The organism is Frigoribacterium sp. AC394, assembly GCF_979258095.1.
Window position 1 is genome coordinate 1,230,351 of sequence record NZ_OZ409834.1, and the last position, 10,635, is coordinate 1,240,985.

The following is a 10,635-nucleotide window of genomic DNA, read 5'->3' on the forward strand; positions in this document are numbered from 1 at the left end:
GCCTTTCGAGAGAGCGGAGGAGCGAGCGGGAGTTCAGGAGGCGCGGTGCACGGAGGCGTGCTCGTCGAGCACCCGCGCGACGGTGCGGGTGATGAGACCGAGCGATGTCGCACCCGCGTCGGGCGTGCCGAGGCTCTTCTCGGCGTGCGGCCGGGCGCGGCCCATCTTCGGCAGCAGGTCGGCCGTGGCGGCGGCGGCCTCGACGGCCGTCTCGGCGGCCGCGGCCCAGGCGGTCGGCAGGTCGCCGCCCGCCTCGACGGCCGAGCCGAGGGCGACGGAGAACGGCACGAGCACGTCGACCATGGTCTTGTCGCCGACCGTCGCACCGAACTCGAGGATGGCGTCGGTCGCCGCCGCGACACCGGTCACGACGGAGTGCCGGGTGGGCGCGGCGTCGTCGGTGAGGGCGGCTCCGAGGCTGGCCAGCGCCGAACCCCAGAGGGCGCCCGAGGTGCCGCCGGCTCGGTCCGACCACGCGTCGCCGGCGAGATCGAGCAGCGTGCCCGCGCCCGCACCCCCGGCGAGGGCTGCGTCGGCGGCCGCGACGGCCGCGGTGACGCCGCGCTGCATGCCGATGCCGTGATCGCCGTCGCCGGCGACGGCGTCGATGCGACCGAGCTCGTCGGCGTTGTCGTCGATCGCCGTCTTGACGGCGACGAGGGCGGCGTGGACGACCCGGGCGGCGTCCTGCGACTCGGCGGAGGCCGGCGGGATCGATTCGGCCGCGAGGGCCTCGAGCTCGACCGGATCGATGCGGTCGGCCGCCTCGATCGAGCCCTTCTTGTAGGCGGGCGCGTCGGCCGGCGCGGCCCAGAAGCCCTCGAGCTCGTCGTCCAGCCAGAACAGGGTCAGCGAGACGCCGGCCATGTCGAAGCTGGTGACGAGCTCGCCGACCTCGGGCTCGACGACGACCAGGCCGGCGTCGCGCAGCAGCTGGTCGACCCGGGCGTAGACCACGAAGAGCTCGTCGTACTTGACCGAGCCGAGGCCGTTCAGGAGGACCGCGACCCGCTGGCCCCGCGCCTCCTCGACGCCCTCGGGCAGTTCGGCCAGCAGCGATGTGACGAGCAGCTCGGCCAGCTCGTTCGCGGTGGGCACGTCGGTCTCGCCGATGCCGGGCTCGCCGTGGATCCCCATGCCGACGGCCATGCGACCCTCGGGGACGGTGAAGAGCGGTTCGGCGGCGCCCGGCAGCGAGCAACCCGAGAAGGCCACGCCGAAGCTGCGGGTGCGCTCGTTCGCCTTCTCGGCGACCCGCACGACCTCGTCGAGCGGGTAGCCGGCGTCGGAGGCCGCGGCGGCGGTCTTGAAGACCGTCAGATCGCCGGCGATGCCGCGACGCCGGTGCTTCTCGGCGAGCGAGGCGCTCGAGATGTCGTCGGTGACGGCGACGGAGCGGGTCTCGATGCCCTCGGCGACGAGCTTGGCCTGCGCCTGATCGAAGTTCAGCACGTCGCCCGCGTAGTTGCCGTAGCTCAGCAGCACGCCGCCGCCGGTGTGCGCCGAGCGGGCCACCGAGCGGACCTGCTGCCACGACGGGGAGGCGAAGAGGTTGCCGAGGGCCGCGCCGTGCGCCAGCCCCTGACCGACGAGTCCGCCGAAGGCCGGGTAGTGACCCGAGCCGCCGCCGACCACCAGGGCGACCCGGCCCGGCGCGCTGCGCGTCGCGCGCACCACGCCGCCGTGCACCCGACGCACCCAGCGCTGGTTGGCCGCGACGAAGCCGTCGATCATCTCGTCGGCGAAGTCGCTCGGCTCGTTGAAGAGGCGGGTCATCGCGGGGCCTCGGCGAGCTCGGCCTCGTCGGACGCCTCGGACCCGGCCGGCTTCTTCAGCCGGCTCAGCACGGTCATCAGCAGGGCCGACAGCAGCAGGAAGAATCCGACGATGAACATCGGCACCTCGTAGTTGCCGGTCGCATCCGTGACGGCGCCCGTGATGTACGGGGCGCTGAACCCGGCGAGGTTGCCGATCGTGTTGATCAGCGCGATGCCCGCGGCGGCGGCGGCTCCGGTGAGGAACTGCGTCGGGAGCGTCCAGAAGTTCGGCAGCGCCGCGAAGATCGCCATGGCGGTGACCGCGATGACCGCGATCGTGGCGGCCGGCGAACCGGTGAACAGCGCGACCGGGATGCTCAGACCGCCGACGATCGCCGGGATGACGATGTGCCAGGTGCGGAGCCCACGGCGCGAGGCGTCACGCGACCAGAAGTACAGGGCGATCGCGGCGGGCACGTACGGGATGGCGGTGATGAAGCCGCGCTCGGTGACGCTGAACTCGGTGCCGAACTGCTCTTGGAACCCGCCGATGATCGTCGGCAGGAAGAACGCGAGGGCGTAGAGGCCGTACACGAAGCCGAAGTAGATGAAGGCGAGCATCCAGACGCGACCGTTGCCGAACACCTTCAGGATGCTGGGGTGCTTGCCGGCTGCGGTCGACCCGGTCTTGCCGGCCGACTCCTTCTTCAGCGCCTCCGTCAACCAGACCTGCTCGTCGCGGGTCAGCCACTTCGCGTCGGCGGGCTTGTCCTTCAGGTAGAACCAGGCGATGACGCCGATGACGATCGCGGGGATCGAGACGCCCAGGAACATGAAGCGCCACCCCTCGAGTCCGAGGATGCCGTCGTGGCTGATCAGCCAGCCCGCCAGCGGAGCGCCGATCACCGAGGTGAGGGGCTGCGCCAGGTAGAACAGCGCGAGGATCTTGCCGCGGTGTCGAGCGGGCACCCACAGGCTGAGGAACAGGATCGCGCCGGGGAAGAACCCGGCCTCCATCACACCGAGCAGGAACCGCAGCACGACGAGCTGCTCGTAGTTCTGCACCCAGGTGAAGAGCAGCGACACGATGCCCCACGAGACCATGATGCGGGCGAGCCAGCGGCGGGCGCCGAAGCGGTGCAGGGCGAGGTTGCTGGGCACCTCGAGCAGGATGTAGCCGATGAAGAACACGCCCGAGGCGAAGCCGAACTGAGCGGCCGAGAGGGCGAGGTCGGACTCCATGCCGTTGGGGGCGGCGAAGCCGATGGCCGTGCGGTCGAGGTAGTTGATGAAGAACATCAACGCGACGAACGGCACCAGCCGGACGGCGACCTTGCGGATGGCGGACTTCTCGACGGCGCTCTGCGGCTCCGCCGAGCGGGTGGGGGTGTCCACATCGACTCCTTTTATCTAACGACTCTGTTGGATGGACGCCGCCTGGCCCCGGGAGGCCCGCGTCGCGTACTCGAACATCGTGCCTTTTCCCGCTCGACTTGTCAACCGGTTGACCAATTGCCGCTCACCACACGTGGCATAGCGGTCGGTAGGATTGCGCCGTGCCCGCCTATCCCGACGACGATCCGACCTCGCTCCGGCTCGAGCTCGAGCTCGTGCCCCGGGGCACGGCGGTCTCCGAGGTCGTGAAGCAGCTGATCGGCCTGCTGACGGCGGGCGAGCTCGTCCCCGGTTCGCGCCTCCCTCCCGAACGCCAGCTCGCCGAGCGCATCGGCGTCGGCCGGTCGGCGGTGCGCGAGGCCCTCGCGGCGCTCGAGATCCTCGGCATCGTGACCGTCCGCCCCGGCTCGGGCACGTACCTGCGCGACAACACCTCCGAGCTGCTGCCGACCACGCTCAGCTGGGGCATGATGCTGAACGCCGCGCGCACCCGAGAGCTGATCGAGGTGCGCAGCGGCCTCGAGACCCAGGCGGCGACACTCGCGGCGACCCGGGTCGACGACGCCGACGTCGAGAAGCTGCGCGGCTTCGTCGACACGATGCGCGACACCCGCGACGACCTCGACACCTTCCTGCAGGCCGACATCCGGTTCCACCTGCAGATCGCCATCAGCGCCGACAACGTCGTGCTGCGCGACCTGCTGCAGAGCACGCGGTCGCTGCTGCGGCTCTGGGTCGAACGGGGGCTCCGCGACCGGGCCCAGGCCGAGGCGGCCTACCTCGAGCACCTCGACGTGTTCGAGGCCATCGCGGCGCGCGACCCCGCCGCCGCCGAGGCCGCGATGCGACGGCACATGTCGACCGCCGGCGAGCGCGTCGGTCACGCCGACGTCGACGACCCGTCCGTCTGACGCCGCGCGGCGGAGCGTCCCCCCGCCCGGCACCGCGCCCGGCGACTCGCGGCGGCTACAGCCAGCTGCGCTCGCGTGCCACCCGGGCGGCCCCGTGCCGCGACGAGCTGCCGGTCTTCTGCATCGCCGCCGACAGGTAGTTCCGCACCGTCCCCGATGCGAGATGCAGGCGGGCGCTCATCTCGCGCACCGACAGCCCCTCCGCCGTCAATCGCAGGGTGTCGAGCTCGCGCTCGGTGAGCGGGCAGTCGTCCATCATGGCGGCGGCCGAGATGTCGGCGTCGATGTACCGACGCCCGCCGTGCACCTGCACGATGACCCGCTCGAGCTCGTCGGGGTCGATCGACTTCGGCACGAACCCGCGCACGCCGGCGCTCAGCGCCCGCCGCAGCACACCGGGTCGCGCGTGCCGGGTCAGCAGCACGACAGCCTGCTCGGGGCGACGGGCGAGGATCTCCGTCGCGGCGTCGATGCCGTCCATGCCCGGCATCTCGAGGTCGAGCAGCACGACGTCGGGCTCGTGCTCGCCCGCGAGACGCACGGCCTCGGCACCGTCGCCGGCCTGCGCGACGACCTCGATGCCGTCGCCGAGGTCGAGCAGCGCGGCGATGGACCGCCGCAGCAGAGTCTCGTCGTCGGCGAGCAGCACCCGGATCATGCGCGCCCCCCGGTGGCGACCCCGGGCCCGGGGGCGGAGGAGGCGCGGGTCGCCCCCGCGAGACCGCCCGCCCCCGCCGACGCCGCCCGCGCCTCGAGTCGGAACACCCCGTCGTGGTGGCTCGTGGTCACCGAGCCCCCGATCTCCGCGAAGCGCTCGCCGAGGCGCGCGAGTCCGCTGAGCAGACGCGGCGCCTCGCCGGCGCCGTCGTTCTCGACCACGACGGAGTCGTCTCGCAGTCGGATGGTCACGTGCTCGGGCTGGGCGTGGCGCAGCAGGTTCGTCGTCGCCTCGCGGACGGCGTGCCCGAAGAGGTCGTCGGCGGGGTGACCGACGGGCGGGGCGCCGTCGACGACCAGGTCGATGCTCGCCGCCCGGATCAGCTCGGTCGAGTTGGCGAGCTCGCCGGCGAGGGTCAGGGTGCGCTGGCCGTAGGCGAGGCGCCGGGTCTCGGCGATGGTCTGCACGATCAGCTGCTCGGCCTCGCGGAGGTGCCGCCGCGCCTCGGCCGGGTCGCGGTCGAGCGTCTTGTCGGCGAGCTGCAGCTGCAGCCGGCTGACGTGCAGGGCCTGGCCCTGGATGTCGTGGAGGTCCACCGAGAAGCGGTAGCGCTCTCGCACCACGGCCAGCTCGGCCGTCGTCTCGCGGGCGGCCTCGATCTCGAGGTACAGGTCGAATCCGTACCGGTTCAGGCGGTAGACGAGGTAGATCGCCGCCATCGTCACGACGACGACCGCGATCGAGACCGGCAGGACGACGGGTCGCGCGCCCGGGCCCGCGACGAGCAGCGGCGCCACCGCGACGCCCACGGCGGCGACCAGCCACCGCCACGAGGTGAAGGGCGGGGTCGTGGTCACGAGACCGACCGAGACGCCGAAGAACAGCAGGAGCGTCAGGTTCTGCTCGGCGAGGTGGGCCGCCCACCAGAGCGCGGCGGACGACGTGAGAGACAGGGTCGCGAGCCACCACGGCGCCCCGCGCTCCCAGAAGAGCGAGTGCGCCGCCACCGCGACCGAGACCCCGACGACCGCGACGACCAGCCAGGCCGGCGCCCCCTCGGTCGTCAGCGCCGCGACGTAGAAGACGGCCATGAACGCCACCAGGGCCACGAACGACCCGGTGACGTAGCGCCGCATCCGCGTCAGCGCGGGCAGGCGGTCGGGGGTGCGGCGGGGCATGGGTCCACGGTAGCGACAGCCCCCGACACCCGTCAGCACGTGATGTCATGCCCCGACGTGACGGATGTCACGCCGAGATGATGGCACGACGGCACTACCGGGCGCGAGCCCCTCCCGGCATCGTCGAGGTCATGACGAACTCCACCGACACCACGCCCCGGCCCGCCGTGACGCCCGACCCCCGTGACGGGTCGGACGTCGTGATCTCGACCAGCGGTCTGACCTGCAGGTACGGCGACTTCACGGCCGTCGGCGGCGTCGACCTCACCGTGCGGCGGGGCGAGCTCTACGCCCTGCTCGGCACGAACGGCGCCGGCAAGACGACCACCCTCGAGGTGCTCGAGGGCCACCGGGCGGCCGACGGCGGCACCGTCGAGGTGCTCGGAGGCGACCCGGCCGACCGGTCCCGCACCCGACGCCGCCTCGGCATGATGCTGCAGGACAGCGGCCTGGCCCCCGAGCTCACGGTCCGCGAGAGCGTGCTGCTCACGGGGGCGATCTCGGGCCGCGACGACGACGTCGACCGCGTGCTGGGTCTCGTCGGCATCGACCACAAGGCGCGGTCGCGCGTCGCCCAGCTCTCGGGGGGCGAGCGCCGTCGCGTCGACTTCGCGGCCGCCGTCTGGGGCACCCCCGAGCTGGTCTTCCTCGACGAGCCGACGACGGGGCTCGATCCGGCGGCCCGCGACGCCCTCTGGGACGTCGTCACCGAACTGAGGGAGGCGGGGGTCACCTTCGTGCTGACCACGCACTACCTCGAGGAGGCCGCCGACAACGCCGACCGCATCGGACTGATGCACGCGGGCACGATCCGCCGCGAGGGCACCGTGGCCGATCTCACCGCCGGCAGCACGACCAGCATCCGCTTCGTCGCCCCCGGCCCGCTCGACGAGCTCCCCTTCCGGTCGCCCGCACCGAGAACGACCTCGTCGTCGTCGAGACCGACTCGCCGCAGCGCGATCTCACCCGGCTGATGACCTGGGCGGCCGAGGCCGATCGGCGTCTGGAGCGGCTCACGGTGCACCAGTCGGGACTCGACGAGGTGTTCCGCGAGCTGAGCCGCGCCTCCTAGGCCCCTCCGACCGACCCTCCCGAAAGGACACCTCATGACCACCGCCACCACCCATCGTCCGTCCGAGTCCCGGGCGACGCCGTCGCGTCGTTCGGGTCCGGTCGCCATCGCCGTCGCCGAGCTGCGGATGCTCGTCCGCAACCGCACCGTCGCACTCTGCGCGCTGCTCCTGCCCCTCGCCTTCGGAGCGCTGACCTTCGCGTTCGGCTCGTACGGCACCGGGGGCATGCTGGCCGGCGTGCAGATCATCGGCATGCTCGGACTCGGCGTCTACGTCACGGCGACGACGACCCTCGCCGCCCGGCGGCAGTCGCTGCACCTCAAGCGGCTGCGCAGCGGCTCCGTCTCGGACGCCGGCATCATCGGCGGACTCGTCCTGCCGATCGTGGCCGTCAGCCTCGCGCAGCTCGTCATCGTGCTCGGGGTGCTGACCGTCCAGGAACCCCCGGCCCACCTCGGCCTCCTCGTCGTCGCCGTGCTCGTCGCCGAGGTGATGTTCGCCGCCTTCGCCCTCGCCACGGCCGGCTTCAGCACGTCGCCCGAGCACGCCCAGTACACGACCATGCCGATCTACCTCATCACCCTCGGCGTCGCCATCTGGTGGACGGTCACCGGCGCCGACGACCTGCTCTGGCTCAAGCGGATCCTGCCGGGCGGTGGACTGATGGAGCTCATCGTCCTCGCCTGGAACGGCGGCGACCTCGGGCTGCTGCCGGTGCTGCTCGCCCCGACGCTGCTCTGGGCCGCCGTGGCCGTCGCGGCCGCCGTGCGCATGTTCCGCTGGGAGCCCCGCCGCTGAGCCCGCTCCCCGCTCCCCCGCGTCCATGAGTCGAGACACGCCGCGCCGCCCCCGGGCCCGCGGCGTGTCGTGACTCATCACCGAGCGCGGGCGGGGCGGGGCCGGGCGCGCGGTCCGGGCTCAGACCCGGGCGCGCGCGACGGCCGGCACCCCGACCGCGATCGAGCCGGCCGGCACGTCCCTCGTGACGACCGCGTTGGCGCCGACGATGCTGCCGTCGCCCACCGTGACGCCGCCGAGCACGGCGGCCCCGGCACCGACCATCACGCCGCGACCGAGGGTGGGGTGTCGGCGACCGAGCGCGCCTCCTCGGCCCTTGCCCCCCAGGGTCACGCCGTGGAACAGCGTGCAGTCGTCGCCGACCACCGCGGTCTCGCCGATCACGACTCCCATGCCGTGGTCGATGAACAGCCGCCGACCGAGCAGCGCACCGGGGTGGATCTCGACCCCGGTCGCGGTCCGGGCGAGCTGCGACAGCACGCGGGCTGCGAACCGTGCACCGAGGAGGCGCGGCGCACCTTCCGCACGCCACAGCCGCGAGGTCACGCGATGCGCCCACACCGCGTGCAGCCCCGAGTAGACGAGGGCCGTCTCGAGCCGCCCCCGAGCCGCGGGGTCGCGTCGCCGGACGGTGTCGAGGTCCTCCCGCAGGCGGGCGACCAGGTGCATGCTAGGCGCCTGCGAGGTCCTGGAAGAGCACCGTCGACAGGTACCGCTCACCGGTGTCGCAGACGATCGCGACGATGCGCTTGCCGGCGTTCTCGGGGCGCTTCGCGATCTCGAGGGCGGCGTGCATGATCGCGCCCGACGAGATGCCCGAGAGGATCCCCTCGTGGGTCGCGAGGTCGCGGGCGACGCGCAGGGCGTCGTCGAGCTCGACGGGGAACACCTCGTCGATCTGCGCGCGGTCGAGCACCTCGGGCACGAAGTTCGCGCCGATGCCCTGGATCTTGTGCGGGCCGGCCTTGCCCTCGCTGAGCAGCGGCGAGTCGGCGGGCTCGACGGCCACGACCTTCACTCCGGGCACCTGCTCGTGCAGCACGCGGCCGACGCCGGTTATGGTGCCGCCGGTGCCGACGCCGGCGACGAAGAAGTCGATGCGCCCGTCGGTGTCGCGGAGGATCTCGGGCGCGGTCGTCGTGCGGTGGATCTCGGCGTTCGCCTCGGTCTCGAACTGCTGGGCCCAGATGGCGTTCTCGGTCTCGTCGACGATCTGCTTGGCGCGCTCGACGGCGCCGCGCATCCCCTCGGGCCCGGGGGTCAGCACGATCTCCGCGCCGTAGGCCTTCATGACGGTGCGACGCTCGACGCTCATCGTCTCGGGCATCGTGACGATCACCTTGTAGCCGCGAGCCGCGCCGACGAGGGCGAGCGAGATGCCGGTGTTGCCGCTCGAGCCCTCGACGATCGTGCCGCCGGGCTTCAACGCTCCCGATTTCTCGGCTGCGTCGACGATGGCGACGCCGAGCCGGTCCTTGACGCTGGCGCCCGGGTTGTAGAACTCGAGCTTCGCGAGGATCTCGGCGCCGCCCTCGTCGGCGAGACGGTTGATCTTGACGAGCGGCGTGTCGCCGAATGCGGACGTGATGTCGGCGTGGATTCCGGGCATGCGAGCCTCTTCCGTGAGCGATGTCTGTGCGTGCGGATCGAACCCTCATCCTAGGTCGGCCCCCTGGGCCGCCGCCCCACCATGACGCCACGTTCTCGACAACCCGCCACCTGTTCCCGTGGCGGGGTGTCGAGAAGGTGGCGTCGCCTCATCCCTCAGGCACCACGCTGCAGAGAGACCCCCAGATCCCGCAGGATCAGCGCCAGCGGCGCACGCCCCTGGACGTCCTCGAGATCGCATCGACCGATGCGATCGATCGAACCCGACCGGATGAGACGACGCTCGCGGGCTTTCTCCGCCCGGACGACCGCCGACGGACGTCGCCCCCCTCGCATCCTGCTGTCGTCGTACTTGCCACGACCGTCGAACTCGAGTGCCGATCTGCCCAACAGGAAATCGCACCGTCCCGCCAGGCCAGCCGCGTCGAAGACGTCCACCTGCAGCCTGGGTGTCGGCGCTCCGAGCTCCGCCAGGGCGATCCGGCAGAGCGACTCGCCGCCGTTCTCGGCCCAGGGCGACGCGAAGTCGACGACGCGGCGAGCCGCCACGAGCCCTCTCACGCCTGAAGCGACGTCCAGCCGGGCGAGCACGTCTGCGGTGATCGTCAGGGCCGCGAGCTCCACCCGCGCTCTCATCTCCTCCTGGAGGCGCGGCGTCGGCGTCCCCCGCCACCCGAAGCAACCGGACCGTTCCGCCTGGCGCCTGAGCACGCCGTCCAGACAGAGGACGCCGTCGGCGAACGACCCCGAGCGGGCCACGTCGAGACTCGTCCGGATCTCACTGGTCACGAGCATGCCGTGGACCTCCGTGACATCCTCCTGAGCGACGGGTCCGGGGTGGCGGACCAGGTGCGCGCTGTGGCGCACTCTGTCTCGCTTCGGATCGATGACATGGACCGTCGAGCCCGGCAGGTCGACGGACGGCAGACCGTGGAGGGCGATGGCCGACGCATGAGACACGATCGCCCCCGGAGCGAGTCCGGCCACGATGGCACGGAGGGTGACGAGATGACGTTCGGTCGCATCGAAGCGGGCCCAATCGTCGGCCATGACGAAGGCCCCCTGGCAGATCCGCTGAGCCAGCCCGCGCCGAGCATCGCGCCTCAGCGCCTCGGCCTCGCGGCTCCGGGTGCCGAGTGCGGATACGAAGACGATGGAGGAGAAGAGCTGGTCGACCATGGATGCCACGGTGCCCGATCTCGTCGCGCCACCCGCGCCTCCTCCGTCCCGCTGTGGACGGGGAGACCGCACAGCGGT

General features: G+C 72.2%; 10 protein-coding genes. 3 read left to right on the forward strand and 7 right to left on the reverse strand.

What is annotated here, in order from left to right; genetic code table 11:
• Positions 1–33 precede the first annotated feature (33 nt).
• Together ACZZY9_RS05655 and ACZZY9_RS05660 are read right to left on the reverse strand one after the other, a co-directional pair.
• Complete coding sequence (locus ACZZY9_RS05655; RefSeq protein ID WP_463463324.1) at positions 34–1,776, reverse strand: dihydroxyacetone kinase family protein; 1,743 nt, start codon at positions 1,774–1,776, stop codon at positions 34–36.
• Entirely contained in the window at positions 1,773–3,152 is a 1,380-nt protein-coding gene (locus ACZZY9_RS05660) for an MFS transporter (RefSeq protein ID WP_463463325.1), read from the reverse strand. Before ACZZY9_RS05660 ends, ACZZY9_RS05655 begins: the two co-directional genes overlap by 4 nt.
• 161 nt (positions 3,153–3,313) lie before the next feature.
• On the opposite strand from ACZZY9_RS05660, the gene ACZZY9_RS05665 reads away from it, so the two are divergent.
• Positions 3,314–4,063, forward strand: a complete 750-nt coding sequence (locus ACZZY9_RS05665; RefSeq protein WP_463463326.1) for a FadR/GntR family transcriptional regulator — start codon at positions 3,314–3,316, stop codon at positions 4,061–4,063.
• 55 nt (positions 4,064–4,118) lie between these two features.
• Here the strand turns inward: ACZZY9_RS05665 and ACZZY9_RS05670 are convergent, their stop codons facing one another.
• Both ACZZY9_RS05670 and ACZZY9_RS05675 read right to left on the reverse strand, forming a co-directional pair.
• A complete protein-coding gene (locus ACZZY9_RS05670; protein WP_192059124.1) occupies positions 4,119–4,721 on the reverse strand; it encodes a response regulator transcription factor in 603 nt (200 codons plus the stop codon).
• A complete protein-coding gene (locus ACZZY9_RS05675) occupies positions 4,718–5,899 on the reverse strand; it encodes a sensor histidine kinase (protein WP_463463327.1) in 1,182 nt (393 codons plus the stop codon). Before ACZZY9_RS05675 ends, ACZZY9_RS05670 begins: the two co-directional genes overlap by 4 nt.
• Positions 5,900–6,030: 131 nt before the next feature.
• Here ACZZY9_RS05675 and ACZZY9_RS05680 point away from each other — a divergent pair, with 131 nt between their 5' ends.
• Positions 6,031–6,873: an ABC transporter ATP-binding protein gene (locus ACZZY9_RS05680; protein ID WP_463463328.1), complete on the forward strand. Its 843-nt coding sequence runs from the start codon at positions 6,031–6,033 to the stop codon at positions 6,871–6,873.
• Between the two features lie 132 nt (positions 6,874–7,005).
• On the forward strand, positions 7,006–7,770 hold the full coding sequence (locus tag ACZZY9_RS05685; protein ID WP_463463329.1) for an ABC transporter permease: 765 nt from the start codon (positions 7,006–7,008) through the stop codon (positions 7,768–7,770).
• A 120-nt stretch (positions 7,771–7,890) separates the two neighbouring features.
• Here ACZZY9_RS05685 and epsC read toward each other — a convergent pair whose 3' ends face one another.
• The 3 genes from epsC to ACZZY9_RS05700 all read right to left on the reverse strand — a co-directional run bounded on the left by epsC (position 7,891) and on the right by ACZZY9_RS05700 (position 10,557).
• Positions 7,891–8,439 (reverse strand): serine O-acetyltransferase EpsC, encoded by a 549-nt coding sequence (gene epsC / locus ACZZY9_RS05690; RefSeq protein ID WP_463463330.1) that lies wholly within the window; start codon positions 8,437–8,439, stop codon positions 7,891–7,893.
• Between the two features lies 1 nt (position 8,440).
• Positions 8,441–9,379 carry a cysteine synthase A gene (gene cysK / locus ACZZY9_RS05695; protein WP_463463331.1) on the reverse strand — a complete coding sequence of 313 codons (939 nt, stop codon included), beginning with the start codon at positions 9,377–9,379 and terminating at the stop codon, positions 8,441–8,443.
• Between the two features lie 155 nt (positions 9,380–9,534).
• Positions 9,535–10,557: a hypothetical protein gene (locus ACZZY9_RS05700; protein WP_463463332.1), complete on the reverse strand. Its 1,023-nt coding sequence runs from the start codon at positions 10,555–10,557 to the stop codon at positions 9,535–9,537.
• Positions 10,558–10,635 lie beyond the last annotated feature (78 nt).